At 73.8% G+C, this 26,470-nt stretch carries 25 protein-coding genes; 1 reads left to right on the top strand and 24 read right to left on the bottom strand.

The window, feature by feature from the left end; translation table 11 throughout:
* Positions 1–339 precede the first annotated feature (339 nt).
* From D459_RS0108575 to recG, 23 genes are all read right to left on the bottom strand, one after another.
* On the bottom strand, positions 340–666 hold the full coding sequence (locus tag D459_RS0108575; RefSeq protein ID WP_020380097.1) for a DUF2469 domain-containing protein: 327 nt from the start codon (positions 664–666) through the stop codon (positions 340–342).
* A 142-nt stretch (positions 667–808) separates the two neighbouring features.
* Entirely contained in the window at positions 809–1,651 is an 843-nt protein-coding gene (lepB, locus tag D459_RS0108580) for a signal peptidase I (RefSeq protein ID WP_040709597.1), read from the bottom strand.
* A gap of 203 nt (positions 1,652–1,854) precedes the next feature.
* Positions 1,855–2,214, bottom strand: a complete 360-nt coding sequence (gene rplS / locus D459_RS0108585; protein WP_017592590.1) for a 50S ribosomal protein L19 — start codon at positions 2,212–2,214, stop codon at positions 1,855–1,857.
* 164 nt (positions 2,215–2,378) lie between these two features.
* On the bottom strand, positions 2,379–3,185 hold the full coding sequence (trmD, locus tag D459_RS0108590; RefSeq protein ID WP_017592591.1) for a tRNA (guanosine(37)-N1)-methyltransferase TrmD: 807 nt from the start codon (positions 3,183–3,185) through the stop codon (positions 2,379–2,381).
* Between the two features lie 6 nt (positions 3,186–3,191).
* Entirely contained in the window at positions 3,192–3,719 is a 528-nt protein-coding gene (gene rimM, locus D459_RS0108595; RefSeq protein WP_017592592.1) for a ribosome maturation factor RimM, read from the bottom strand.
* A gap of 166 nt (positions 3,720–3,885) precedes the next feature.
* Positions 3,886–4,128: an RNA-binding protein gene (locus tag D459_RS0108600; RefSeq protein WP_017592593.1), complete on the bottom strand. Its 243-nt coding sequence runs from the start codon at positions 4,126–4,128 to the stop codon at positions 3,886–3,888.
* Between the two features lies 1 nt (position 4,129).
* On the bottom strand, positions 4,130–4,585 hold the full coding sequence (rpsP, locus tag D459_RS0108605; protein ID WP_017592594.1) for a 30S ribosomal protein S16: 456 nt from the start codon (positions 4,583–4,585) through the stop codon (positions 4,130–4,132).
* Between the two features lie 302 nt (positions 4,586–4,887).
* Positions 4,888–6,474, bottom strand: coding sequence for a signal recognition particle protein (gene ffh / locus D459_RS0108610; protein WP_017592595.1), 1,587 nt, complete (start codon positions 6,472–6,474; stop codon positions 4,888–4,890).
* A gap of 145 nt (positions 6,475–6,619) precedes the next feature.
* Positions 6,620–7,789 (bottom strand): LolA-like protein, encoded by a 1,170-nt coding sequence (locus D459_RS0108615; protein ID WP_017592596.1) that lies wholly within the window; start codon positions 7,787–7,789, stop codon positions 6,620–6,622.
* A gap of 463 nt (positions 7,790–8,252) precedes the next feature.
* Complete coding sequence (locus D459_RS0108620; RefSeq protein WP_017592597.1) at positions 8,253–9,557, bottom strand: ammonium transporter; 1,305 nt, start codon at positions 9,555–9,557, stop codon at positions 8,253–8,255.
* A 302-nt stretch (positions 9,558–9,859) separates the two neighbouring features.
* Positions 9,860–11,059 (bottom strand): signal recognition particle-docking protein FtsY, encoded by a 1,200-nt coding sequence (gene ftsY, locus D459_RS0108625; protein ID WP_017592598.1) that lies wholly within the window; start codon positions 11,057–11,059, stop codon positions 9,860–9,862.
* Between the two features lie 181 nt (positions 11,060–11,240).
* A complete protein-coding gene (locus D459_RS0108630; protein ID WP_017592599.1) occupies positions 11,241–12,275 on the bottom strand; it encodes a FecCD family ABC transporter permease in 1,035 nt (344 codons plus the stop codon).
* Between the two features lie 5 nt (positions 12,276–12,280).
* Positions 12,281–13,219, bottom strand: coding sequence for an ABC transporter substrate-binding protein (locus tag D459_RS0108635; RefSeq protein WP_017592600.1), 939 nt, complete (start codon positions 13,217–13,219; stop codon positions 12,281–12,283).
* Between the two features lie 262 nt (positions 13,220–13,481).
* Positions 13,482–17,036 carry a chromosome segregation protein SMC gene (smc, locus tag D459_RS0108640; protein ID WP_017592601.1) on the bottom strand — a complete coding sequence of 1,185 codons (3,555 nt, stop codon included), beginning with the start codon at positions 17,034–17,036 and terminating at the stop codon, positions 13,482–13,484.
* Positions 17,037–17,452: 416 nt separating this feature from the next.
* Entirely contained in the window at positions 17,453–17,644 is a 192-nt protein-coding gene (locus tag D459_RS0108645) for a hypothetical protein (protein ID WP_017592602.1), read from the bottom strand.
* Between the two features lie 276 nt (positions 17,645–17,920).
* Positions 17,921–18,208 carry an acylphosphatase gene (locus tag D459_RS0108650; RefSeq protein WP_026120196.1) on the bottom strand — a complete coding sequence of 96 codons (288 nt, stop codon included), beginning with the start codon at positions 18,206–18,208 and terminating at the stop codon, positions 17,921–17,923.
* Between the two features lie 119 nt (positions 18,209–18,327).
* Positions 18,328–19,221 carry a bifunctional DNA-formamidopyrimidine glycosylase/DNA-(apurinic or apyrimidinic site) lyase gene (gene mutM / locus D459_RS0108655; protein ID WP_017592604.1) on the bottom strand — a complete coding sequence of 298 codons (894 nt, stop codon included), beginning with the start codon at positions 19,219–19,221 and terminating at the stop codon, positions 18,328–18,330.
* A gap of 1 nt (position 19,222) precedes the next feature.
* Entirely contained in the window at positions 19,223–19,966 is a 744-nt protein-coding gene (rnc, locus tag D459_RS0108660; protein ID WP_017592605.1) for a ribonuclease III, read from the bottom strand.
* Between the two features lie 294 nt (positions 19,967–20,260).
* A complete protein-coding gene (gene rpmF / locus D459_RS0108665) occupies positions 20,261–20,437 on the bottom strand; it encodes a 50S ribosomal protein L32 (RefSeq protein WP_017592606.1) in 177 nt (58 codons plus the stop codon).
* 158 nt (positions 20,438–20,595) lie between these two features.
* Positions 20,596–21,180 carry a YceD family protein gene (locus D459_RS0108670; protein ID WP_026120197.1) on the bottom strand — a complete coding sequence of 195 codons (585 nt, stop codon included), beginning with the start codon at positions 21,178–21,180 and terminating at the stop codon, positions 20,596–20,598.
* Positions 21,181–21,346: 166 nt separating this feature from the next.
* On the bottom strand, positions 21,347–21,841 hold the full coding sequence (gene coaD, locus D459_RS0108675) for a pantetheine-phosphate adenylyltransferase (RefSeq protein WP_017592608.1): 495 nt from the start codon (positions 21,839–21,841) through the stop codon (positions 21,347–21,349).
* A gap of 43 nt (positions 21,842–21,884) precedes the next feature.
* Positions 21,885–22,490 carry a 16S rRNA (guanine(966)-N(2))-methyltransferase RsmD gene (gene rsmD / locus D459_RS0108680; RefSeq protein WP_017592609.1) on the bottom strand — a complete coding sequence of 202 codons (606 nt, stop codon included), beginning with the start codon at positions 22,488–22,490 and terminating at the stop codon, positions 21,885–21,887.
* A 136-nt stretch (positions 22,491–22,626) separates the two neighbouring features.
* Positions 22,627–24,846 (bottom strand): ATP-dependent DNA helicase RecG, encoded by a 2,220-nt coding sequence (gene recG, locus D459_RS0108685; RefSeq protein WP_017592610.1) that lies wholly within the window; start codon positions 24,844–24,846, stop codon positions 22,627–22,629.
* A gap of 368 nt (positions 24,847–25,214) precedes the next feature.
* Between recG and rpmB the strand changes: the two genes are divergently transcribed.
* Positions 25,215–25,400: a 50S ribosomal protein L28 gene (gene rpmB / locus D459_RS31140; protein WP_020380098.1), complete on the top strand. Its 186-nt coding sequence runs from the start codon at positions 25,215–25,217 to the stop codon at positions 25,398–25,400.
* 123 nt (positions 25,401–25,523) lie between these two features.
* Here rpmB and D459_RS0108690 read toward each other — a convergent pair whose 3' ends face one another.
* The gene (locus D459_RS0108690) at positions 25,524–26,252 is read right to left on the bottom strand and encodes a cellulose binding domain-containing protein (RefSeq protein ID WP_017592611.1); all 729 of its coding nucleotides are present in this window, start codon (positions 26,250–26,252) and stop codon (positions 25,524–25,526) included.
* Between the last annotated feature and the right edge of the window lie 218 nt (positions 26,253–26,470).

Raw genomic sequence — 26,470 nt, forward strand, 5'->3', positions numbered from 1 at the left:
GGGCGCCGCCCTGCTCCCCTCGCCGGGAGCACGCGCCGGGCCCGGCCGGTGAACGCGGCGCCCGGCCCGCTCCCCCCTCGCCGCCCGCTCGAACCTGCACTCCGCGGGGCGCCGCACCCGACCGACTGGCCGGTCCCCCTTCCCCGCCGTCGCCGCCCGTTTGGACCTTCCCCCGTGGGGCGCCGTGCTCAACCGGAGTGCCCGACCACGCCCCTACCACTGCCGTCGCCGCCCCGCCCCGTCCCTTCTCCCCCCTCTGCGGTTCGGGGAGGGGCCGGGAACGGGTGAGGCGGGGGCCGCGGTGCGGCCCCCGCCTCGGGTCGGGTCGGTGTACCGGGGTCAGCTCTGCGGGCGGCCGCCCGGGGGGACTTCGAGGTCGGACTTGGTGATCTCTTCGACGTTGACGTCCTTGAAGGTCACCACTCGGACGTTGCGCACGAACCGGGCCGGGCGGTACATGTCCCAGACCCAGGCGTCCTCCATCGCGACCTCGAAGTACATCTCGCCGTTCTCGGTGCTCCTCGGCTGCAGATCCACGTGGTTGGTGAGGTAGAACCGGCGCTCGGTCTCCACCACGTAGCTGAACAGGCCGACGACGTCGCGGTACTCCCGATAGAGCTGGAGCTCCATCTCGGCCTCGTACTTCTCCAGGTCCTCAGAACTCATCTCGCACTCGCTTCCGTCGTGCACTTCAGGTCCGCCGGCCCGGCCCCCTTCGCCCCGTTCGGCGCCTACTGGTCCCGCCATGCTCGAAAGCGGACGTCTTCCGCCCCAGGTCCATGATGCGGCATCTGTCAACCGCGCGCTGTCATTCGGCGGAATCCTGCGCGTACGGGGCGCGCCGGCGGAGCCGGCGGGAGAGCAGGGGCAGCGGGAGCACGCCGACCACGCCGAGGGCGAGCGGGGACGCGTCCGGCACCGGCGCGGCGGCCGCGGCCTTCTCCCCTTCCTCCCCCTCCTCGTTCAGCGGCTCGAAGGTCTCCGGGATGGGCAGCGTGGTCATCCGGTCGAACGGCCACACCAGCACGAACGCCCGGCCGATCACGTTCTCCTCGGCGATGGTCCCCTCGCCCGGATCGTTCTGGTGCAGCCGGGAGTCGTAGGAGATCTGCCGGTGGTCGCCCATCAGCCACAGCCGGCCCTCGGGCACCTTGACCGGGCCGAACTCGGTGTGCGTCTCCTGGCTGCCCGGGTAGAGGTAGTCCTCTTCGTCCAGCGGCTCGCCGTTGACCATGACCCGGCCCTCGGCGTCGCAGCACTCCACGGTGTCGCCGCCGACGCCGATCACCCGCTTGATGTAGTCCTTGCCGGTGGGCTGCACCCCGAGCTGCTGGCCGACCCAGGTGAACGCCCGGTTCACCGGGTTGCCGGAGGGCTCCGGCTGGACGCCCTCCTCGTCCCAGGTGCCCGCGCCGTTGAACACCACCACGTCGCCGCGCTCGATCTCGCGGACCTGGTAGACGAGCTTGTTGACCAGGACCCGGTCGCCGATCTGGAGAGTGTCCTCCATCGACTTGGACGGGATGAAGAACGGCTGGACCACCCAGGTCTTGATGACGAACGCCAAGACCAGCGCGATCACGATCAACAGGGGAAGCTCTCTCCAGAAGGAGCCCGACTTCCCGCCCGTGTCCTGTTTCTTGGCGTTCATCTCGTTCTGCGCGCTCCCCACCGGATCGTCCGGCCCATCGGCCCCTTCCGCCCCGGATACGGGTCTGGCTCCCCCGTGCTCGTGCTCGGGGGAGCCAGTCTGCTTCGGGTCGGACGCTTCGTTGCTCATCGGGAACGAAGCTTATCCGAGCGGCGCCGCGGGCGCCGTGCAATGCGCCGGGCCCGAACCGGCGCGGCCGGAGGCTACTTGGCGACCGGCTCGCGGCGCTCGCGGATGCGGGCGGCCTTCCCGCGCAGGTCGCGCAGGTAGTACAGCTTGGCGCGGCGGACGCGGCCGCGGGAGGCGACCTCGATCTTCTCGATCACCGGGGTGTGCACGGGGAAGGTGCGCTCGACACCGACGCCGTAGCTGATCTTGCGGACCGTGAAGGTCTCCCGGGCGCCCGGGCCCTGCCGCCGGATCACGACGCCCTTGAAGACCTGGACACGGGTCCGGTTGCCCTCGGTGACCCGCACGTGCACGTTGAGCGTGTCGCCCGGGCGGAAGTCGGGAACGTCGGAGCGCAGCTGGGTCTTCTCAAGCTCCTGGATAGCGGTGTGCATCTCAGCGATTCCTCATCGGTTGCGCGCCGCGGCGACGGACATTGCGGTTCGCGCGGGCGGATTCTGCTGCCGGGGTCGAAGTGTGTGCCTCTGGCGGAATTCTCCGCGGCCGTGGGCGACAGCCGACAGCGTACGGACAAACGTCTACGGCAGGGGCAACTCGTCTAGTCTGCCATAGATTCGGGCCCGGCCTGTAACCGGACGCCTTCGAGGACTTCCTGGTCGTGGCGGTCGAGGCGGTCGGCCGGAATGCGGTCCAGCAGCTCCGGGCGGTTCCGCGCGGTCTTGCGCAGCGCCTGGTCCCGGCGCCACCGGTCGACCGCCCCGTGGTTGCCGGAGAGCAGCACCGGGGGCACCTCCCGGCCACGCCACACCGACGGCTTGGTGTAGACCGGCCCCTCCAGCAGGTTCTCCATCTCACCGGGGGCGAAGGAGTCCTGGGTGACCGACTCGGTGTTGCCGAGCACACCGGGGAGCAGCCGGGAGACCGTCTCGACCATGACCAGCGTGGCCGACTCCCCGCCGGCCAGCACGTAGTCGCCGATGCTCAGCTCCACCACCGGCATCCGCCCGGCGGCCTCCTCCGCGACCCGGGAGTCGATCCCCTCGTAGCGGCCGCAGGCGAACAGCAGCCACGGCTCCGCGGCCAGGTCGCCCGCCTTCGCCTGGGTGAACGGCACCCCGCTGGGGGTGGGCAGCACCAGGGTGGGCACCGCGTCCGGGCGGCCGAGCGCCGCGGCGCCGGCCGCGATGACGGCGTCCAGCGCCTCCCCCCACGGCTCGGGCTTCATCACCATGCCCGGCCCGCCGCCGTAGGGCGTGTCGTCGACGGTGCTGTGCCGGTCGTAGGTCCAGGAGCGCAGGTCGTGCAGGTGCACGTCGAGGATCCCGGCGGCCCGGGCCTTGCCGATGAGCGAGAGCTCCAGCGGCGCGAAGTAGTCCGGGAAGATGGTGACGATGTCGATGCGCATGGGCGGTCAGTCGGTTCTCTCGGGGGCGCCCAGTTCGAGCAGCCCGGGGGGCGGGTCGATGGTGATCCGCCCGGCCTCGGTGTCGACCTCGGGCACGATCTCCCGGACGAACGGCACCAGCGCCTCGGCGCCGGAGCCGCGGTCGATCACCAGCGTGTCCTGGGCGTGGTGCAGCACGTCGGCGACGGTGCCGACCTCGGCCCCGTCGGCGGTGACCGCGCGCAGCCCGATCAGCTCGTGGTCGTGGAACTCGTCCGGGTCGTCCAGCGGGGCGATCTCGGCGGAGTCCACCAGCAGCACGGTGCCGCGCAGCGCCTCGGCCGCGTCCCGGTCGCCGACCGATTCGAAGCGGACCAGCAGCCGGCCCGAGTGCCTCCGGACCGCGGCCACCGTCAGCGGCCCGGTCCGCTCGGGGTCGGTGAGCAGCCGGGCGCCGACCGCGAAGCGCAGGACGGGATCGTCGGTGCGCACGTCCACCGCGACGTCGCCGCGGATTCCGTGGGCCCGGCCGATCCGGCCGACAACGAGGCGCATCCCTCTCCCAAGTCGTCTCTCGATGGTTCCGCGCGGGCGGCGGTGTGCCGCCTTCCCCTCGGCGAGGGGTGCCGGGCGCGGTCCGGCGGGTCCGGGGCCGCTCGGCCCTCTTTCGGACATGACGCCGGGGCGCCGACCCGTCAGGATCGGCGCCCCGGCGCGCGGTTCAGCGCACTTCGTGAAGGTCCAGCAGGTCGACGCGGACGTACTTGCCGCCGGCCAGTGAGCCGATGACGGTCCGCAGCGCCTTGGCGGTGCGGCCGTTGCGGCCGATCACCTTCCCGAGGTCGTCGGGGTGGACCCGGACTTCGAGCACCTTGCCCTTGCGGAGCCTGCGGGCTCTCACCTGGACATCGTCGGCGTTGGCCACGATGCCCTTGACCAGGTGCTCAAGCGCCTCTTCCAGCACGTCAGGCCTCGCCCTCGGGCTTCTCCTCGGCCTCGGCGGGCTTCTCGGCCGCCTTGTCGGCCTTCTTCTCGGACTTCTTGGCCTTGCCCTTGCCCTCGTTGTCGGGCAGCACGAGCTCCTTGAGCACGGCCTGGAAGGCGGCCTCCTCGGCCTCCTTGTCCCGGGGCTCGGCGACCTGGAGCGGCTTCTGCGGCTTGGGCAGGCCCTTGAACTCCTGCCAGTCGCCGGTGCGCTTCAGGATGGTCTTCACCGCGTCGGTGGGCTGGGCCCCCTGCGACAGCCAGTACTGCGCCCGGTCGGACTTGACCTCGATGAAGGAGGGGTGCTCCTTCGGGTGGTACTTGCCGATCTCCTCGATGGCCTTGCCATCGCGCTTGGTGCGGGCGTCGGCGACGACGATGCGGTACTGCGGCGTACGGATCTTCCCCATACGCTTGAGCTTGATCTTGACGGCCACGGAGTGGTTTCTCCTGCTATGACGATGTGAGTGCCGGAAGGCGCTCCGCGTGGGGTTGCGGGGGCCGCCCGGGCCGGACGTGGGCGCCGGGCAAGTAGAGGGCCGGCCCGGTGCCGTGAGTCGCACCGTCGATTATGCCAGAGCCGCGGCGGCACCGGGTGCGTCCGGGCCGCTCCGGGCGGGTCGATCCGCGCCCGCCGCCCCCCGGAGGCCGACCGCGGCGGCCGGACCGGTGCCGCGGTGCGCCCGAACTCACACCGGACGGCACCGCCCCGGGCCGGAGTCCGGCCCGGGGCGGAGGGTCACTTCTCGGGGAGCTTGAACGCGGAGAGGTCGGGCATCTTGCCTCCGCCCAGGGCCGGCGGGAGCTGCCCGCCGCCCAGGCCCGGGGGCAGGTCCGGCATCTGCTGCCGGTCGCCGCCCTCTTCGCGGCGGCGCTGCCGCTCGGCGGCCTTCTCCGCCTCCTGCTGCTTGGCCTTGAGCGGGTTGCCGCTGCGCTGCTTGCCCTTCTTGGCCTTCTTCGCCTGGGCCTTGGCCTTCTTCCGGTTGCCCCCCATGCCCGGCATCCCCGGCATGCCGGGCATCCCGCCGTTCTTCATCTGGCGCATCATCTTCTGCGCCTCGAAGAACCGGGTGACCAGGCCGCTCACGTCCCCGACCTGGGTGCCGGAGCCGTTGGCGATGCGCAGCCGCCGGGAGCCGTTGATCAGCTTGGGGTTCTGCCGCTCCGCCGGAGTCATCGAGCGGATGATCGCGGTGATCCGGTCCAGGTCGCGGTCGTCGACGTTGTTGATCTGGTCCCGCATCTGCCCCATGCCGGGCATCATGCCGAGCAGGTTGCCGATCGGGCCCAGCTTGCGGACCATGCTGATCTGCTCGAGGAAGTCGTCGAGGGTGAAGTCCTCGTCGGAGGCCAGCTTGCCGGCCATCTTGTCGACTTCTTCTTGCTCGAACGTGCGCTGCGCCTGCTCGATCAGGGTCAGCACGTCACCCATGTCCAGGATGCGCGAGGCCATCCGGTCCGGGTGGAAGAGGTCGAAGTCCTCCAGCTTCTCACCGGTGGAGGCGAACATGATCGGCCGCCCGGTGATGTGCCGGATTGACAGCGCCGCGCCGCCGCGGGCGTCGCCGTCCAGCTTGGTGAGGGCGACCGCGTCGTAGCCGACGCCGTCCAGGAAGGCCTGGGCGGTGTTGACCGCGTCCTGGCCGATCATCGCGTCGACGACGAAGAGGATCTCGTCCGGCTGCACCGCGTCGCGGATGTCCGCGGCCTGCTGCATCATCTCGGCGTCCACGCCGAGGCGGCCCGCGGTGTCGACGATGACGACGTTGTGGTTGGACCGCTTCGCGTGCTCGACGGCCTCCCGGGCGACCTCGACCGGGTCGCCCACCCCGTTGCCCGGCTGCGGCGCGAACACCGGGACCTTGGCCCGCTCGCCCACCACCTGCAGCTGGGTGACGGCGTTGGGGCGCTGCAGGTCGGCGGCGACCAGCAGCGGCGTGTTGCGCTGGGCGGCCAGCCAGCGGGCCAGCTTGCCGGCCAGCGTCGTCTTGCCCGCGCCCTGCAGGCCGGCGAGCATGATGACGGTCGGCGGGTTCTTGGCGAACCGGATCTCGCGGGTCTCGCCGCCGAGGACCTCGACGAGCTCCTCGTTGACGATCTTGATGACCTGCTGCGCCGGGTTGAGGGCCTTGGAGACCTCCTCGCCGCGCGCACGCTCCTTGATCCGCCCGATGAACTCGCGGACCACGGGCAGCGCGACATCCGCCTCCAGCAGCGCGAGGCGGATCTCCCGCGCGGTGGCGTTGATGTCCTCCTCGGACAGCCGGCCCTTGCCGCGCAGCGAGGTGAAGACCGATGTCAGCCGGTCGGAGAGCGTCTCGAACACGAGTGTGGCCAGTCCTTCGTCTCGGGATTGGCTTCCTAGGTTACCTGCCGGGGCGCCCGTCGCGCGCCCCCCGGTCGCGGCCCCTTTCGGACCGCGTGCGAGCGCCCCGGGCCGGTCGGCCGGCCCGGGGCGCAGAGGGGCGGGGTCAGTTCCCGCCGCCCCCGGCGGGCTCCTCGGAGGCGCCCTCCTCCTCGGGGGAGGCCTCGCCGCCGGAGGCCCCGGCCTTCTTGGCCTCCTTCAGGCTCTTGGCGATCTCCTCGCCGGCCGACTTGCTCAGCCCGCGGGTGGAGAGCAGGCCGCTGGCGTTGATCTCGTACTCCTGCGGCTGCTCGGTGGGCTCCAGCGCGTAGTCGGCGCTGCACGAGATGCCCACGCTGCCGCCCGCCTCCAGCACCTCGGAGGCGTTGCACTTCTTCTCGCCGAGCTCGTCGTTCTTGAACGTCGCGTCGAGCCGGACGATGACCTTGCCCTCGCCCTTGCCCTCGGAGACGTCCTTGGCGGTGCCGGAGATGGTGCACTGGCCGCCGGTCTGGCAGTCGAGCTGGAGCTGGCCGTCCCACTGCAGCGCGATCCGGGCGTCCCGGGAGGAGGTGAGCTCCTCCTCGGTGGCGGTGATCGCGTCGTCGTAGACCTTGTCCACGTCGGCCTGCTCCGGCTGGGTCAGGTCGAGCTGGACCCGGGAGCCCTCCTCCCCCTCCGGGGCGAGGTTCTCGATCTCCATCCGGAGCAGCCGGTAGGGCTCCTCCTCGCTGATCCACACCCGGTTCTTCTCGCCGCCCTCCAGGTCGACGCGGTAGCCCGGGGTGCCGTCCAGGTCCTCCAGCTGGGCCTTGGCCGATGCGGTCCCCAGCCCCTCCAGGATGTCGGCGAGCGCGTCCGGCGCCAGCACCTCGCCGGGGTCGACCCCCAGCATCGACGGCGCGACCCGGACCCAGGACCCGGCGTACTCGCCGGAGTCGGGGTTGGCGATGCTCTGGTCGAGCCAGAACTCGTCGGCGGCGTTCACGAAGAGGCGGCCGTCGACCTCCAGCACCTCGGCCTCGTTCTCCCCTTCCTTGTAGGTGCCCTGCGTGGTGCCGGCACTGGTGACGGTGAGGGCGGTGTCGTTCACGCCCTCCTTGCCCTCACCTGCGGCGACCTTGCCCTGGACCGCGACGGCCGGGGCGGAGCGCAGCTGCTCCAGGGCCCCTTCGAACACCGGCGCGGCGTCGACCGGGGCGGCCTCGGTCGCGCTGGGCTCCTCCCCGCCGCCCGGGGTCAGATCGCTCAGGTCGAGGGAGCAGCCGGACGCGCCGAGCGCGACCGCAGCCGCCATCGCGGCATAGGTGAGCGGTCCGTTCGACCGTCGTCTGCTGGACTTAACCGGCGCCATCTTGCCTCCAGGCCCGTTGCGGGCGCTCCCGCGGCACGGCTCTCGTTCCGGGGTGCGCGGAGATGTCGGGCTCTCTTCAGTCGGTCACGGGACGCGCGGGAGCCTCCGAGGGCTCCGGGGCGCGGCTCGGAGGGCCGCTCCAGGCGATACCGGCCGCGGCCGAGCGGCCGCGGGCGCCTTCCGGCCCTTCCGTGCGTGCCAGGGTACCGAATCCCGCCCTCACTCCTGGCAAACGACGGCTTACGAATCCGCCGGAGTTCCGGCGCCGCCCCGGTTCCCGGCCGGTGACGCCCCCGGACACACCGCTGGGCCGGCGCGGGCTCTCGCCCGTCGTCGGCCCAGGGTCCGCCCCGCGGCGTCACCGGCCCGGCCCCGCCGCTCGGCGCTGAGCGGCGGGGGCCGGGGCCTACCGCGAGGCCACCTCCTCGCCCGGAGGCGTCGGCGAGGAGAGCTCGTACTCGTCCAGTTCGTCGAAGGCGTAGGCGGTCTCGGCGTGCAGCTCGCCGTCGAGGCCGTTGGTCTCCACGTGGACCGGGATCCGGAAGCCCATCACCAGGTCGATGGCCTTGCCGATGGCGTAGGTGAGGACGAAGGAGTAGAGCGCCACCCCGGCCACCGCGACCAGCTGCACCAGCAGCAGGTAGCCGTCGCCGCCGTAGAGCAGCCCGTCGATGTCGCCGGCGGCCTCGGAGGCGAGCAGCCCCAGCGCCAGGGAGCCGATGATCCCGCCGACCATGTGGATGCCGACCACGTCCAGGGCGTCGTCGTACTTGAACCGGTACTTCCAGCTGATGGCGTAGGCGCAGACGCCGCCGGCGAGCAGGCCCAGGGCGATCGCGCCGACCGGGGTCACGTCGGCCGCGGCCGGGGTGATGGCGACCAGGCCGGCGATGGCGCCGGAGGCGAAGCCGAGCGCGGTCACCTTGCCGTAGCGCAGCCGCTCCACCAGCATCCAGGCGCCGGTCGCGGCGGCGGTGGCGACCTGGGTGTTGACCAGCGCCAGGGCGGCCGAGGCGTCCGCCGCGTAGGCGGAGCCGCCGTTGAAGCCGAACCAGCCGAACCAGAGCAGGGCCGCGCCGAGCAGCACGAAGGGCAGGTTGTGCGGGCGCATCGACTCCGAGCCGAAGCCCTTGCGGCGGCCCAGCACGAAGGTGAGGGCGAGCGCGGCCGCGCCGGCGTTGATGTGCACCGCGGTGCCGCCGGCGAAGTCGATCACCTCGGCGCCGCCGATGTTCAGCATCTGCACCAGGCCGCCGCCCCAGACCCAGTGCGCCACCGGGAAGTAGACCAGCAGGGACCAGACCGGGACGAACAGCAGCCAGGCGCCGAACTTGGCCCGGTCGGCGATGGCGCCGCTGATCAGGGCGACGGTGATGACCGCGAACATCATCTGGAAGCCGGCGTCGACCAGGAGCGGGTAGCCGCCCTCCTCGTCGATCTCGCCGATCATGCTGCTCAGCCCGGCGTCGTCGAGCCCGCCGATGAACGGGCTCAGCGGGCCGGAGCCGCCGCCGTAGGTCAGCGTGTGCCCGACCAGCACCCACAGCACGCTGACCACCGCGATGCTGGCGAAGCTCATCAGCATCATGTTCAGCACGCTCTTGGCGCGGGACATGCCTCCGTAGAAGAACGCCAGCCCCGGCGTCATCAGCATCACCAGAGCGGCACTGATCAGCAGCCACGCGGTGGTGCCCGTGTCGAGCCCTTCCATGGGTCGCCTCCTTGAACGGCCTGCAGGGAAAACGGGTGGGGGATGCGGGGATCCGCCGGCGGACGGCGCGAGCACGTCGTCGGGCACCGCGTGAACGCCTCGGTGATCACTGTCCGCCCGCCGTGTTTCCCCACCGCTCTGGGCTTGTTGCGCGGCGGTAAAACACCTCGTCCGCGCGTTACGGGCGGGTGACGCGGGCCCGCGCGGGCCGGCCGGGGAGGGGCGCCCGGCCCCGGAGACGGCGAAGGGCCGGCCCCCCTGCTGGGAGGCCGGCCCCGGTGCTGCGCGCCCGGTGCGGCGGGCTAGTCCTCCTCCGCGCCGCCGAGGATCGCGTCGACGAAGCCCTCCGGGTCGAACGGCGCCAGGTCGTCCGGGCCCTCGCCGAGGCCGACCAGCTTGACCGGGACGCCGAGCTCGCGCTGGACCTGGACGATGATGCCGCCCTTGGCGGTGCCGTCCAGCTTGGTGAGGACGATGCCGGTGATGTTGACGACCTCCGCGAAGACCCGGGCCTGGCGGAGCCCGTTCTGCCCGGTGGTGGCGTCCAGCACCAGCAGCACCTCGTCCACCTGGGACTTCTTCTCCACCACCCGCTTGACCTTGCCGAGCTCGTCCATCAGCCCGGTCTTGGTGTGCAGCCGGCCGGCGGTGTCCACGATGACGGTGTCGGCGCCCTCCTCGACGCCGCGGGAGACCGCGTCGAAGGCGACGCTGGCGGGGTCGGCGCCCTCGTCCTTGCGGACGACCGGCGCGCCGACCCGGCTCCCCCAGGTCTCCAGCTGGTCGGCGGCGGCGGCGCGGAAGGTGTCGGCGGCGCCCAGCACCACGCTGCGGCCGTCGCCGACCAGCACCCGGGCGAGCTTGCCGGTGGTGGTGGTCTTGCCGGTGCCGTTCACCCCGACGACCATCACCACGCCCGGCCGGTCGCCGTGCGGGCCGGTGTGCACGGTGCGGTCGGTCTCGGTGCCGATCTGCGCGAGCAGCTCCTCGCGGAGCAGGCCGCGCACCTCCTCGGGGGTGCGGCTGCCCAGCACCTTGACCTTGGTGCGCAGGTTCTCGACGATCTGGGAGGCCGAGGTCACGCCGATGTCGGCGGTGATCAGGGTGTCCTCGATCTCGTCCCAGGCGTCGTCGTCCAGCTTGTCCGAGGAGAGCAGGGTGAGCAGGCCCTGGCCGAAGACGCTCTGCGAGCGGGCCAGCCGGGCGCGCAGCCGGACCAGCCGGCCGGCGGACGGCGGGGGCGTCTCGATCTCGGGCGCGGCGGGCTCCGGCTCCGCCGGCGGGGCGTGCTCGGCCCCCTCGGTCACGTCGACCCGCTCGGCCGGCTCGGCCTCCTTCTCCGGCGCCTCGGGCTCCGCGGTCGCGGTGGCGGTGGCGCTCTGCCCCTCGCCGGTGGGCTGGTCGGCTCCGCCTCCGGGGCGCCTCGGCCTGATCAGGAAGACGCCGCCGAACACCAGGAGGGCGACGACGAATACGGCAACGGCGAAGATCGTGTAGTCCATCAGTCTCCTTGCGAGGTCCCCCGGCCCGCGGTCGAGAAGTGGGACGCGTCGGTGGCACCGCCCCTCGTCGCGGGGCGCCGCGCCCGTTCGGCCGCAGGCCCGGCCTGGTCGGGGGCGGAAGGCGTGGCGCAGACCAGTTTCGCAGACCACCGGCCGCGATCCGGTCACGCCCGGGGCCCGGTCAGGTCGCGCGGTGCCGGGTGGTGCGCAGGATCACGATGAAGAACGGGGCGCCGAGGAAGGCGGTGACCACCCCCAGCGGGAGCTCCGCCGGGGCGATGACGGTGCGCGCCAGGACGTCGACCAGGACCAGGAACCCGGCCCCGCACAGCAGCGACATCGGCAGGATGAGCCGGTAGCCGGTGCCCACCAGGCGGCGCACCACGTGCGGCACCACGATGCCGACGAACCCGATCAGCCCGGCGACCGCGACCGCCGACGCGGTGGCCAGCGATGCGGCGCCGATCACCACCAGCCGCACCGCGGTGGTGTTCAGGCCCAGGCTGACCGCCTTCTCGTCGCCCAGGGCCAGCAGGTCCAGCAGCGGGCCGCAGACCAGCACGACCGCGGTGCCCAGGATCGCGTAGGGGGCGACCATCGCCACGTCCTCCCAGCCGCCCTTGGACAGCCCGCCGAGCAGCCAGGCGTAGATGCGCTGCAGCTCGTCGATGCGCATCTGCTGGACCAGGGTCTGCACCGCGGACAGGAAGGAGGAGACCGCGACGCCGGCCAGCACCAGGGAGGCGGTGCCGTTCCGCCCGGCGGAGCGGCCCAGCAGGTAGGCGGCGGCCACGCCGAGCAGCGCGCCGAGGAAGGCGGCCACCGGGACCATGGCGCGGGGCCCGTCGAACCAGGCCGCGCCGAAGGCCATCACCAGGGTGGCGCCGAGCCCGGCGCCCCCGGCCGCCCCGAGCAGGTACGGGTCGGCCAGGGGGTTGCGGAAGACGCCCTGGTAGGCGGCGCCGGCGACGGCGAGCAGCGCACCCACCATCGCCCCCAGCACCACCCGGGGCAGGCGCAGTTCCACCAGCACCGCGAGCTGCCGGTCGTTCAGCGGGGGCTCCATCCCCGGCACGGCCTTGGCGACCAGCGTCCCGGCGATCTGGCCGGGGGTGATCGAGGCGTAGCCGGCCGCGACGCCGAGCAGGAGCGCCGCCGCGAGGAAGGCGGCCGCGCCGGCGAACCAGGCCCACGCCGCCGCTCTCCGGCCCCTCACCCCGATCAGGCCCCCTGTGCGGCCAGGGCCGCGTCGGAGACGCTCTGCGCCAGGTCGACGATGCGCGGCCCCCACCGGGAGGCGATGTCCTCGTCGAACTGGACCACGCCGTCCTCCTTGACCGCGGTCACGGTGTCGAAGGCGTCCCGCTTCTTCAGTTCGGAGACGGCGTCGTCGCCGGGGTAGGCGACGAAGATCAGGTCCGGGTTCTCCTCGACGATGAACTCCGGGGAGAGCTGCGGGTAGCCGCCGGACTCGGCGGCGCCCTCGGCCTGGTCGGCGATGTTGGTCAGCCCCAGCTCGGAGTAGACCTGGCCGATGAAGGTGTCGGAGGTGGCGGAGTACATCCCCTCGTCGACCTCGTGGTAGACGGTGGGCGATTCGTCGCCGAGCCTCTCCTTGGTCTCGGCGGCGATCTCCTCGATCTCGCTCTGCACCTCGCCGGCGGCTGTGTCGGCCTCTTCTGCGTTGCCGGTGGCCTCGCCGAGCAGCCGCATCTGGGCGTAGGTGTCGTCGAAGGTCTGCGCGGCGTCCAGGACCAGCACCGGGACGTCGATCTTCTCCAGCTGGTCGGCGGTCTCCTCCGCGTCCCGGGCGAGGACGACCAGGTCGGGGTCCTCCTCGGCGATCGCCTCCACGTTGGGGGTGAACCCGGACAGGTCCGTGGTGGGCGCCTCCTCCGGGTAGTTGGAGTACTCGTCGACGGCGGCGACCTGCTCGCCGGCGCCGACCGCGAACAGCATCTCGGTGGAGCTCGGGGAGAGCGAGACGATCCGCTCCGGGCGGGCGTCCAGGGTGACCTCGCCCCGGGCGTCGGTGACGGTGACCGGGAAGGCGCCGCCGCCCTCCGCCTTGTCCTCGGCGGGCTGCTCGCCGCCGCCGCAGCCGGTGAGTACGAGAACGGCGGGCAGCAGGGCCGCCGGTGCCAGGCGTGCGATGCGCACGGGACTCCTTCGTCGAGGGTGGAAGGTGCCCAGCCCGCAGGGTGCGGACCCGCCCTTTCCACGAGGACAGTGGTCGCGGGCACCGGCGAGGCGGCCTGGCTCGTCCCGCCTCTCGGCGGGCGTCACAGTTGCGGGACAGCGCCGGATCACCGGGCGGCGGGGCCGCCCGCCGGACTTCGCTCGGTCGGTGCCGCGGCCCGGCGCCCCGCCTGCGGGGCACTCGGGCCGTGGTGTCCACTTTAGGGCAACGCGGAAAAGGGGTTCAGCCCGCGGCGCGGTCCAGTTTCTGGCTGATCACCTTGGAGATCCCGTCGCCCTGCATGGTGACGCCGTACAGCGCGTCGCCCGCCTCCATGGTGCGCTTCTGGTGGGTGATCACGATCAGCTGCGAGGAGGAGCGCAGCTCCTCGAAGATGAGCAGCAGCCGCTGCAGGTTGGTGTCGTCCAGGGCCGCCTCGACCTCGTCCATCACGTAGAACGGGGAGGGGCGCGCCTTGAAGATCGCGGCGAGGAAGGCGACCGCGGTCAGCGACCGCTCGCCGCCGGAGAGCAGGGAGAGCCGCTTGACCCGCTTGCCGGGCGGGCGGGCCTCCACCTCGACGCCGGTGGCCAGCATGTCCTCCGGCTCGGTGAGCACCAGGCGGCCGTCGCCGCCGGGGAACAGCCGGGCGAAGATCTGCTCGAACTCGCGCTGCACGTCGGTGTAGGCGGCGGAGAAGACCTCCTGCACCCGGTCGTCCACCTCCTTGACCACGGTGAGCAGGTCGCGCCGGGTCTTCTTGAGGTCCTCCAGCTGGGCGTTGAGGAAGGAGTGCCGCTCCTCCAGGGCGGCGAACTCCTCCAGCGCCAGTGGGTTGATCTTGCCCAGCCGGTTGAGCTGCCGCTCGGCCTCCTTGGCCCGCTTCTCCTGCACCTCGCGGACGTAGGGCAGCGGGACGGCGTCCTCCCCCTCGGCGCCGGGCGGCGGCGGGACCGGGACCCGCGGGCCGTACTCGGCGACGAGCACCGGCACCTCCACGCCCATCTCCTCCAGGGCGCGGGTCTCCAGCTGCTCCAGGCGGAGCCTGCGCTCGGCCCGCGCGACCTCGCTGCCGTGCACCACGTTGACCAGCTTCTCCAGCTCGACGGAGAGCTCGCGGACCCGGGCCCGGACCGTCTTCAGCTCGGCGTCGCGCTCGGCGCGGAGCCGCTCGGCCGCGGCGCGCCGGGTGTCCGCCTCGGCCAGCGAGGAGCCGATCCGCTCCAGGGCCAGCCCGGCCGCCTGCGCGACCGCCTCGGCCACCCGGGACTGCTCGGCGCGGAGCCGGCGCCGCTCCTCGGCGCGGCGCCGCGCCTCCCGCTCCGCCTCGGCCTGGCGGAGCAGGCCGTCGGCGCGCCCGGCGATGGAGCGGGCCCGCTCCTCGGCGGTGCGCACCGCCAGCCGGGCCTCCATCTCCAGCCGCCGCGCCTCGGTCGCCTCCAGGGCCAGCTCGTCGCGGATCCCGGTGTCCGGTTCGGCGTCCTCGGCCGGCTCGGCCTCGGCGGCGGCCAGCCGCCGCTCCTGATCGGCCAGCCGGTCCAGGTCGGCGGTGCGCCCGGCGGCGGCCTTGGCCGCGGCGGCCGCGTACCGCTCCACCTCGGCCTCGGCGGCGCGCGCCTGGCCGCCCAGCTTGCCCAGGCGCCCGGCGATCTCGTTCCGCCGCTTGTCCGCCTGGCGGCGGCGGGCGTCCAGCTCGGACAGGGCGGCCTTGGCCGCGGCGCGCCGCTCCTCGGCGCCGGCGATCCCGGCGGCGGCGCGCTCGCACTCGTCGGCGGCGGCGGCGATCCGCTCGCCGGCCTCCTCCACCGCGGCCTGCACCTCCAGCAGGCTCGGCGCCGACGCCGAGCCGCCGCGCACCAGCACCGGCCCGAACACGTCGCCGTCGGCGGTGACGCAGCTCAGCCGTGGGTCGGCGGCGCGCACCGAGCGGGCCTGGGCGGCGTCGGCCACCAGCACCACCCGGTCCAGCAGGGCGGTGAGGGCGGCGTCCAGCGCCTCGGGGGCGGTGACCGCGTCCCGGGCGTAGCGCAGCCCCTCCGGCGGCTCCGGCCACCGCGAGCGGGGCCCGGCGCCTCCGGGGGCGTCCGCGACGACGATCCCGGCGCGGCCGGCGTCGTCCTCCCGGAGCAGGGCGAGCGCGGCCTCGGCGGTGCCGTGCCGGTCCACCGCGACCGCGTCGGAGGCGGCGCCCAGGGCGGCGGCGACCGCGGTCTCCCGGCCCGGTTCGACGTCGATCAGCGCGGCCAGCGAGCCGATCAGGCCGGGCAGCCGCTCGCCGGCGCCGAGCAGCGCGGCCGCGCCGTCCTTGCGCTCCAGCCCCATCTCCAGGGCCTCTTTCCGGGCGGTGAGCGCGGCGCGCTCCCGCTCGGCGGTGCGCTCGGCGGCGCGCAGCCCGCCCAGTTCGGCCTCGGCCGCCTCCAGTTCGGCGCGGGCGGCCTCCAGGGCCGAGTCGAGCTCGGCGTCGCCCTCCTCCAGGCCCTCGGCGGCGGCCGCGGCCTCCTCGTGCTCCAGCCGGGCGGCCTCGGCCCGCTCCCGGGCCTCCACCGCGGCGTCGTCCAGCCGGCGCACCTCGTCCTCGCTGGCGGTGAGCCTGCTGCGCAGCGCCTCGACCTTGCCGCGCAGCCGGACCAGGCCCTCCCTGCGGTCGGCGGCGGCCCGGGCCGCGGCGGCCAGCCGGCGCTCCTCGGTCTCCAGCGCCGACTCCGAGGCGGCGCGCCGCGCGACGGCCTCCTCCAGCGAGGCGCGCGCCTCGTCCAGCCGGTACTGCAGCTCCTCCTCCTGGGCGGCGGCCTCCTCGGCCTCGCGCTCCAGTTCCTCGGGGTCGCGCCCGGTGCGCTGCTCCTCCGGCTCGGCGGAGAGGTTGCGGTGCCGCTCGGCGGCCAGCCCGGCCACCGCGTCCAGCCGCTCCTTGAGCCGGGACAGGCCGTGGTAGGCCTCCTGGGCGCGGGCCAGCGCGGGCGCCGCCTCGGCGGCCGCCTCGTCCAGCACCGACTCGCGGCGCTGGGCGTCGGCGAGCGACCGCTCGGCGGCCTCCCGGCGGCCGCGCACCTCCGCCTCGTCGGCCTCCTCCTTGTCCAGGGCCTCCTTGAGGGTGACGATGTCGTCGGCGAGCAGCCGGAGCCGGGAGTCGCGCAGGTCGGCCTGGATGACGGCGGCGCGCCGGGCCAGCTCGGCCTGGCGGCCCAGCGGTTTGAGCCGGCGGCGCAGCTCCGCGGTGAGGTCGGTGACCCGGTCCAGGTTGCCCTGCATCGCGTCGAGCTTGCGGAGCGCCTTCTCCTTGCGCTTGCGGTGCTTGAGGATGCCGGCGGCCTCCTCGATGAGGGCGCGGCGCTCCTCCGGGCCGGCGTGCAGCACGGTGTCCAGCTGGCCCTGGCCGACGATGACGTGCATCTCGCGGCCGATGCCGGAGTCGCTGAGCAGGTCCTGGATGTCGAGGAGGCGGCAGGTGTCGCCGTTGATGGCGTACTCCGAGCCGCCGTTGCGGAACATCGTCCGCCTGATGGTGACCTCGGTGTAGTCGATCGGCAGCGCGCCGTCGGAGTTGTCGATGGTCAGGCTGACCTCGGCGCGCCCCAGGGGGGCGCGGGAGGACGTCCCCGCGAAGATGACGTCCTCCATCTTGCCGCCGCGCAGGCTCTTCGCCCCCTGCTCGCCCATCACCCAGGCGAGCGCGTCCACCACGTTGGACTTGCCCGATCCGTTCGGGCCGACGACGCAGGTGATCCCGGGCTCGAAGCGGAGCGTGGTGGCGGAGGCGAAGGACTTGAAGCCGCGCAGCGTCAGGTTCTTCAGGTACACCCCCGGGCCCCTTCACTCGGTCGACCTCCCCGGCCGCCCCCCGACCGGTCAGTCAAGGGTGCCACGACCGGCGGTTCGCGGTGGCCGCATCGGGTCCGAGAGTCCGCCCTCCGGGCAAGGATTGTGAGAAAAGTCCCGGGGTACACCGACCGTGAAAGGGTCGGGGTCGTCAAGAGGGTCGGAATTGCGTAGAGCGCGATCGGGCACGGCGGGGCGCCTGCACGTTCCGCCGCGCGGATGCGCCCGCGGGCCGCCGTGAGGGGGCGGTTCCGCCGTACCGGGTCTGCCGGGGGCTGCTCTGCGCGGAAGGGGGGCACCGGGGGTGTGGTGGAGCGTTCCCGGAGGTGCACCCGAGGGACGCCGGGTTCGTTCTGTTCGGGCGCCCCTTGCCGTGGTGCGTCGCGTACCGCGGGTCGCTAGGCGAGAGCGGGCTCGCGCTCGGTCGCGTTCACCGCGACCTCGGCCATGGCCTCGGACAGGCGATCGTTGCTGTCCTGCAGCCGCCCGATCTCGTCCTCAAGGTCGCGTACCCGCTTCTGCAGCCGTCGCATCTCCTGAACCATACGCGGGTCAGGACCACCGACGTGGCCGAACAGAGCCTTCGCCATGATGTGGGTCCTCCACATTGAGTGACCAGATGAGGTTCACGCGCCCATGAGCCACGGCGGGCAGAGTCGCGCCGCCTTCCTCGTGGGTCTCGGAGCGCGGTCTGTCTTCCAGAGTCTCACCGCGAACGTCACCGGTCAAGGTTGTAAGGAACTGTACGTAACTGCGCCGTGACCAGGGCAGGAAACGGCGCACGATCCGCCTGAAAGGCGCCCCCTCCCCGCCTCGCGGAGAGTCGTGCGGGGCGGCCCGCGGACCGCGTCACCGAACCAGGATACTCACCGCTCGGCGAAACCGGTGAAGGAACCCCGGTACTCGCCCCAGCGCGGCACCACCGAATCGACCCTGCCGGGCGTCCCGCCGCCCTCCAGCAGCTCCAGCAGGCGCGCGCAGCCGTCCCGGCCGCCCTCCGCCACCACCTCGACCCTGCCGTCGGCCAGGTTGGTCGCGGCGCCGGTCAGCCCCAGTTCCAGCGCCCGGGCCCGGGTCCACCAGCGGAACCCGACCCCCTGCACCCGGCCGCGCACCCAGGCCGTCAGCCGCACCGGCTCCCCGTCGGCGCCCATCTCGTCCCCCGTTCCCCGCGGATCCCGGATCCCGTCCCGCACTTCTCCCCGTCCTCCCCGCCCGCAGCGGTCCCCGGCGCCCCCCGGGGCCCCGGGGCCGCGCGGGGGTCCGCCGGCGGCTACCGCCGGGCGGCCGCCCGGGCGCCGGCCGCGGCGCCCCGCGGGCGGGGCTGGCAGCGCGGGCAGCTGTAGGAGGAGCGGTTCATGAACGGCTCGCGGCGGATCGGCGCCCCGCACCGCTCGCACGGCTCGTCCTCGCGGCCGTAGGCCTTGAGCCCGCGCTCGAAGTAGCCGCTCTCCCCGTTCACGTCGACGTAGAGGCCGTCGAAGGAGGTGCCCCCTTCGGCCAGCGCCTCGGCGAGCACCGCGCGCACGTGCCCGAGCAGCTCGGCGACCTGCGCCGGGCGCAGCCCCGAGGCGGGCCGGGCCCAGTGCAGCCGGCTGCGCCACAGCGCCTCGTCGGCGTAGATGTTGCCGACCCCGCTGATCAGGGACTGGTCCAGCAGGGCCCGCTTGATCTCGGTGCGCTTGCGGCGCAGCGCCGCGGTGAACGCCCCGTCGTCGAAGAGCGGGTCCATCGGGTCGGCGGCGATGTGCGCGATCACGTCCGGGAGCGCGCCGCCGCCGGCCGCGGGCACCAGCGGTGCGACCATCAGGTGGCCGAACGTGCGCTGGTCGACGAAGCGCAGCTCGCGGCCGTCGGCGGGCAGGCCCAGGCGCACCCTCAGGTGCCGCTCGTCGGGGCCGCCGCCCGGCTGCACCAGCAGCTGGCCGCTCATCCCCAGGTGCGCCAGGAGCGCATCGCCGGAGTCCAGGGTGAGCCACATGTACTTGCCGCGGCGGTCGGCGGAGACGGCGGTCCGCCCGGCGAGCCGGCCGGCGAAGTCGGCCGCGCCGGCCGCGTGCCGGCGGACCGAGCGCGGGTGCAGCACCTCGACCGGGCCCAGGGCGCGGCCGACCACCCAGCGCTCCAGGCCGGCCCGGACCACCTCGACCTCGGGGAGCTCGGGCACCTCAGGCCCGCCCCTGCTGCCCGCCGGCCTCGGCGGCGCGCGCCTCGGCCCGCGCCTTGATCGCCTTCCACGCCGACTCGGCGGCCTGCTGCTCGGCCTCCTTCTTGCTGCGGCCCTCGCCCGCGCCGTAGTCGTCGCCGGCGACGCGCACCGTGGCGCGGAAGGTCTTCTGGTGGTCGGGGCCGCTCTCGTCGACGTGGTACTCGGGCACCCCGAGCATCTCCGAGGCGGTCAGCTCCTGCAGCGAGGTCTTCCAGTCCAGGCCCGCGCCGAGCCCGGAGGCGGTGGCGATGAGCGGGTCGAACAGCCGGTGCACCAGCTCGGAGGCGGCGTCCAGGCCGAGGTCCAGGTAGACCGCGCCGATCAGGGCCTCCAGGGTGTCGGCGAGGATGGAGGACTTGTCCCGGCCGCCGGTGCCCTCCTCGCCCCGGCCCAGCCGGATGAACCCGCCGATGCGCAGGCCGCGGGCCACGTCGGCGAGGGCCCGCATGTTGACCACGGCCGCACGCAGCTTGGCCAGCTGCCCCTCGGGCAGGTCGGGGTGGTTGCGGAACAGCGTGTCGGTGACGATGAGGCCCAGCACCGAGTCGCCCAGGAACTCCAGGCGCTCGTTGGTGGGCAGCCCGCCCTTCTCGTAGGCGTACGAGCGGTGCGTCAGGGCCCGGCTGAGCACCTCCGGGCTGATCTCGACACCGACCGCCCGCTTGAACTCCCGCGCCTCGGCCGCGCTGATCTGAAAGGCCACTGGTCGTCACACTCCCCTGGTCTCCGGCGGCCCCGCGGGCCCTCCCCGGGCGGGGAGCGCGGCGGCCGCGACCGCGCCGTCCAGGGTCGCTCGAAGGCGTGGTGGCCGCCGCTGCTGCGCACAGACGGCGGGAGGGCCCCGCTGCCGGCGGCCACCGCGACCTCGGGATGGCCCGGATCGGCGCGGTCCCAAGCTTATTCACATGTACTCGACGAGCCTATTGCCCGTCCCGGCCTCGGACAGCCGAAAAAGCGGGCCCGCCCCGGCGCCGGGGCGGGCCCGCGGGACCGCGGGTCAGGCCGGGTTGACGACCTGGCGGTTGTTGTAGGTGCCGCAGGTCGGGCACGCGGTGTGCGGCAGCTTGGGGTCGCGGCAGCGCGGGCAGTTCACCAGCGACGGGCGCGACGCCTTCCACTGCGAACGGCGGGTACGGGTGTTGCTCCGCGACATCTTCCGCTTCGGGACGGCCACTTCAATCCTCCTGGGTCACCCCCGCGGGCGCGGGAGCTCACTTACCGGGTCACCCCGCGGGCGCGGGGTCCACCATGCACGCTCCGACGGCGGCCCGCCTGCCCCTCCCGCGGAGCGGGAGGGGCCTCAGGCCGCCGAACGCGAACTCAAGCGCGAACTCAAGCGTCGCCGGACGAGCCGCCCAGCTTCCGCAGCGCCTCCCACCGGGGATCGACGCGCTCGCCGTGGCCGTGGTCCGCACCGGCCTCGGCGAGTTTCACCCCGCACTCGACGCACAGGCCGGGGCAGTCTTCCCGGCAGAGCGGCGAGAGCGGCAACGCGAGCACCGTCGCGTCGCGGAGCACCTGTTCGAGATCGAGCAGGTCTCCCTCAAGATAGTAGTCCTCCTCGCCCTCCTCCTCGTCCGGGACGTCCTCGGCGCGGCCGTAGGCGTCCTCCTCCGGGTACCGGAAGAGCTCCTGGTAGGAGGCCTCGAACGAGTGGGAGACGGGGTCCAGGCAGCGCGCGCACTCACCCTCGTACCTGGCCTCGGCGGTGCCGGTGACCAGGACCCCCTCCATCACCGCCTCCAGCCGGAAGTCCAGCTCGATCTCCGACCCCTCGGGGATGGCGGAGGTCCCGGCCGCGAGCGAACCGGGGGCGGGGACCACGCGGGTGGCGGTCCTCATGGAGCCGGGCTGCCGCCCCAGTGGCCGGGTGTCGACCACGTACGGGGAGCGGGGGTCGAGTCGAGTCAGTGTGATCGCGCTTTCCGTGGAGTCGGCCCGGTGCACCGGGGCCGAGGGGACCTTTATCTCGCCGGCCGCGGCTCCCCGTACCGGTCGGGTGTGCAGCGGCCGAACCTGGATTCTAGCGATCGGCACTGGTCCTGCCCAAATCAGCGCCGCCGCGCCCGCCCCGCGCGGCGGGTCAGTCCGCGGCGGACCGGCGGGCCGCGTACTTGCGCCGCAGCCGCTCCTCCACGAACGGGGTGACCAGGCTGCTCACGTCGCCGCCGTACTGGGCGACCTCCTTGACCAGGCTGGAGCTGAGGAAGGAGTACTGCGGGTTGGCCGTCATGAAGATGGTCTCCACCCCGGCCAGCTTGTAGTTCATCTGGGCGATCTGCAGCTCGTAGTCGAAGTCGCTGACCGAGCGGAGGCTGCGGACGATCATGTCCACCCCGTTCTCCCGGCAGAAGTCGACCAGCAGCCCGTCGAAGGTGGAGACCGAGACGTTGCCGAAGCCCTTGGTCCCCTCCTCCAGCATCTCCAGCTTCTCTTCGACGCTGAACAGGCCCTTCTTGTTGACGTTGTTCAGCACCGCGGCGACGACCTCGTCGTACTGGCGCGCGGCCCGGCCGATGATGTCGATGTGCCCGTTGGTGACGGGGTCGAAGGATCCGGAACAGACGACTCGGCGCACGGCGACCGCTCTCCTCTCCTGCGGGCGGGCGGCCGGTACCGCCTCACCCGGAATTGTGCCCCGCGGCCGGGGTGGATTCGTGGTGACTCGCGGCGCGACCGTACCAAAGTGCGGCTTCTCCGTATCTGCGCCCCCTGGTACCGGTGTACCCCTCCGGCCAGACCGGCTCCGGGCCGCGGGCCGAGCGCTCCAGCACCACCAGGGCGTCCTCGGCCAGCCAGCCGCCGTCGCGGAGCGCCGCCAGCACCTCGCCGACCTCCTCCTCGGAGACGGCGTAGGGCGGGTCGGCGACCACCAGGTCGTACCCGCCGCCGGAGGGCCCGCGGGAGAGCACCCGCCGCACCCGGTCGGCGGCCAGCAGGGCGCCGGGCAGGCCGAGCGCCTCGATGTTGCGCCGGATCACCGCCGCCGCCCTGCGGTCCGCCTCCACCATCAGGGCGTGGGCGGCGCCGCGGGAGAGCGCCTCCAGCCCGATCGCCCCGGACCCGGCGTACAGGTCGAGCACCCGGGCGCCGTCCAGGCCGCCCAGTTCGGACAGGACCGAGGAGAACAGGGCCTCCCGGGCCCGGTCGCTGGTGGGGCGGGTGGTGCGCCCGTCGGGAACGGAGATCCGGCGCCCGCCCGCGGCGCCGGCGATGATGCGGCTCATGCCCAGAACGCTACCCGCGCCCGGACCCGGACGCCCCCGTCCGCCCGCCGCCCGCGGGCGGTGCTCTCGACGCCGCGGCCCTGCCAGAGCGCTCTGGCAGGGCCGCGGCGTCGAGAGCACCGGGACGGCACGGGCCTCAGGTCTTCTCCAGGTAGTCGGCGCGGTCCTCGGTGAGCATCTCCTCCAGGGCGGCGGCCAGCCCGGGGTGCTCCTTGAGCTCGGGGTCGGCGCCGATCAGCGCGCCGGCCTCCTCCCGGGCCCGGCGGATCAGCTCCTCGTCGCGGAGCAGGGTGAGCAGCCGCAGCGAGGAGCGCCGGCCGGACTGGGCCCCGCCCAGCACGTCGCCTTCGCGGCGCTGCTCCAGGTCGACCCGGGAGAGCTCGAAGCCGTCGGTGGTGGCGGCGACCGCGGCCAGGCGCTCGCGCGCCGGGCCGTCCGGTTCGGCGTCGGTCACCAGCAGGCAGAGCCCGGGCAGCGAGCCCCGGCCGACCCGGCCGCGGAGCTGGTGCAGCTGGGAGACGCCGAACCGGTCCGCGTCCAGGATCGCCATCACCGAGGCGTTGGGCACGTCCACGCCGACCTCGATCACGGTGGTGGCGACCAGCACCTGGGTCTCCCCCGCCGCGAACCGGCCCATCACCGCCTCCTTCTCGTCCGGGGCGAGCCGGCCGTGCAGGGCCTCCACCCGCAGCCCGGAGAGCGGCCCCGCGGCCAGCTCCGCGGCGACGTCCAGCACGGCCAGCGGCGGCCGCCGGTCGGCCTGGGCCTCGGCGCCCTCGTCGGGGGCGTCGGTGCGGTCCGGCCCCTCCTCCTCGGCCCCGGCGTCGCCGCCGATCCGCGGGCAGACCACGTAGGCCTGGCGGCCCTGGGCGACCTCCTCCCGGATCCGCTCCCAGGCGCGGGCCAGGTAGTGCGGCTTCTCCCGGGCGGGCACCACGTGCGTGGAGATCGGCGCCCGGCCGCCGGGCAGCTGGGTGAGCGAGACCACGTCCAGGTCGCCGTAGACGGTCATGGCCACGGTGCGCGGGATGGGGGTGGCGGTCATCACCAGCACGTGCGGGCGGCCCTCGGCGGCCTTCTCGCGCAGGGCGTCGCGCTGCTCCACGCCGAACCGGTGCTGCTCGTCCACCACGACCAGGCCCAGGTCGGCGAAGGAGACGTGCTCCTGGAGCAGGGCGTGCGTGCCGACCACGATCCCGGCCTGGCCGGAGGCGGCCTCCAGCAGCGCCTCGCGCCGGGCGGCGGCCCCCTGCGAGCCGGTGAGCAGCGCCACCCGGGTGGCCTCCTCCGCGCCGCCGATCCGGCCCGCCTCGGCCAGCGGGCCCAGCATCTTCGTGATCGACCGGTGGTGCTGCTGGGCGAGGACCTCGGTGGGGGCGAGCAGCACCGCCTGCCCGCCGGCGTCGACCACCTGCAGCATCGCGCGCAGCGCGACCAGGGTCTTGCCCGCCCCGACGTCGCCCTGGAGCAGGCGGTGCATGGGGTGGGCGGAGTCGAGGCCGGCCGCGACGGACTCGCCGACCTCGCGCTGGCCGTCGGTGAGCTCGAACGGGAGCCGGGCGTCGAAGGCGTCGAGCAGGCCGCCGGAGCGGCGCGGCCGGGGGCGGGCCGGGACCTCCTCGGCCGCCCGGCGCCGCTGCGCCAGGGCCAGCTGGAGCACGAACGCCTCGTCCCACTTGAGCCGCTTGCGGGCCGGGCCGATCTCGGCCATGTCGTCGGGGCGGTGGATCTTCTCCAGCGCGGCGCCCAGGCCGATCAGGCGCTGCCGGTCGCGGACCTCGGCGGGCATCGGGTCGTCGATCCCGGGGTCGCCGCCGCGCGGGCCGAGCAGCGCGGCGATGCAGCGGGTGATGTCCATCGAGGACACGCCCTTGGTCGCGGGGTAGATCGGGATCGGGCGCTCGGCGAACTCCTGGGCGCGCCCCTCGCCGGTGCCGTCGTCGGGGAGCATCTCGTAGACCGGGTGGGCCAGCTGCTTCTTGCCCCGGTAGGTGGAGACCTTGCCGGCGAACATGCCGCGCCGCCCGGGGCGGAGTTCGCGCAGGTGGTAGCCGGTGTTGTGGAAGAAGGCCAGGGTGAGCCGGCCGGTTCCGTCGGTGATGGCCGCCTCCAGCAGGCTGCGCGGCCCGCGGCCGCCGCGCAGGTCCCGGCGGGTCGCGCTGAGCACCTCGGCGACCACCGTCACCTGCTCCCCCTCGGCGAGCGAGGCCAGGTCGGTGAGCTCGCCGCGGGTGGCGTACCGGCGCGGGTAGTGGCGCAGGAGGTCGCCCGCGGTGTGCAGGTCCAACTCCGCGGCGAGCTTCTTCGCCGCCGTCCCGCCCTGCGTCGTGCGCAGCGGTTCGTCCTGAACGACCACCGGTTCCCCTCCCGGTCCCTGGGCGTTCCCGCGTTCGCGGACCGCCCGCGTGCCACGGCCTGTGCGGCCCCGCGGGTCCCACCGTAGGACCCCCCGCCGACTTCGCGCGACGCCCGCGGACCCGGGGCCGGGTTATACTCGTTCGAGCATTCCCGGCGGGGGAGGCACGCCGACGGCGCCCCTCCGGGGAACACGCGGACACCGACCGATCAGCGGCGACCGCTCCGTTTAGCGGACGCCCAGGTCATCGTGTACGCTTCCACGGTTGGCGCACCGCGCCGACCTGCCTTGATCATCAGACCTCTCTCGGGTCGACACAGCAACGCGTGCCGAGCGCATGCGGGCCCGAGCGCTTGAATGGAGTTACCGTGGCTTCCGTCTGCGACGTCTGCGGCAAGGGCCCAGGGTTCGGTAACAGTGTCTCCCACTCGCACCGCCGCACCCGCCGCCGCTGGAACCCCAACATCCAGACCGTGCGCACCCAGCAGGGCGGTACGCCCAAGCGCCTGAAGGTGTGCACCTCCTGCATCAAGGCGGGCAAGGTCGACCACTGATCCGGGAGCGGGCCGCACCGCCCGCCCACCGGGGCAGTACAGCAGAGCGCCGCACGGCCGGACACGGCCGCGCGGCGCTTTCGTCGTTCCCCGGAACCGGTGGTCTCGACGCTGCGGGGGCCGCTAGGAGCAGGGGGCGCCGTTCAGCGTGCAGCTGGTCGGCTCCTGGGCGGGGCCCTCGGCGGTGAAGTTCACCGTCACCGACTCGCCGGGGGCGATGCCGCCGGACCAGGAGGGCTGCCGGGCGACGACGCCGTCGGAGGTGGCCTCCCAATCGACGTCCCAGGCCGAGGTGACGGTGGCGTCGGAGAAGCCGAGCACCAGCTCCCAGCCGTCCATCGCGCCGTCGCCGGTGTTGGTGACGGTGACCCGGCCGGTGAAGTTGGACTCCGAGGACTCGACCGTGGAGTAGCTGACCGCGCCGGCGCCGCCGGGCGCCTCCGCGCCGTCCTCCTCCTGGGCGGCCTGCGGGGACCGCTCCGGCTCCTCGGCGTCCTGCCCGGGCTCCTCGCCGGGCTGCTCCGCGCCGGTCTGCGAGGTGGTGTCGTCCCGCTCCCCGCCCGCGTCCGGGCTGGGCGCGGAGTCGAGCTCACCGCCGGGCGCGGGGCCGGCCCCGTGGTCGACCGGGGGTTCGCTGAACCGGAGGTAGATCTGGGTGGTGCTGTAGCCGAACAGCACCAGCCCGATCATCACCCCGGAGATGATCAGGACGCTGAGCAGCCGGGGCGGGCGGACCCGCTTGGGGACGGTGCTCTCCAGGACGTGGCCGACCGTCGCCAGGGGGCCGGAGTTCTCCGGCTCGGACCGGTGCGCGCCGCGCCGGCCCCGACCGGCTGCCTCTGACCGCCCCATACAACGCCTTCCGACCGTTTCCCGAGCCGCAGCGGAGGGCGCCCCGTCGGCGCCGTTCCCGTACCGCTCGGCCGCGCCTCGCTCCCCGGCCCGGAGGCCGGGGCGCCCTCTCGGCTCTGTTCCATGCCCGCCGGGCCCGCATGCCCTGTGGCCGCATCGGCGGCACGGGGCGACAGCTTAGCGTGATTTACCCCCTAAGCCCGACCCGGCTAACGCGC

It is taken from the genome of Nocardiopsis potens DSM 45234 (assembly GCF_000341105.1).
Taxonomy (GTDB): domain Bacteria; phylum Actinomycetota; class Actinomycetes; order Streptosporangiales; family Streptosporangiaceae; genus Nocardiopsis_A; species Nocardiopsis_A potens.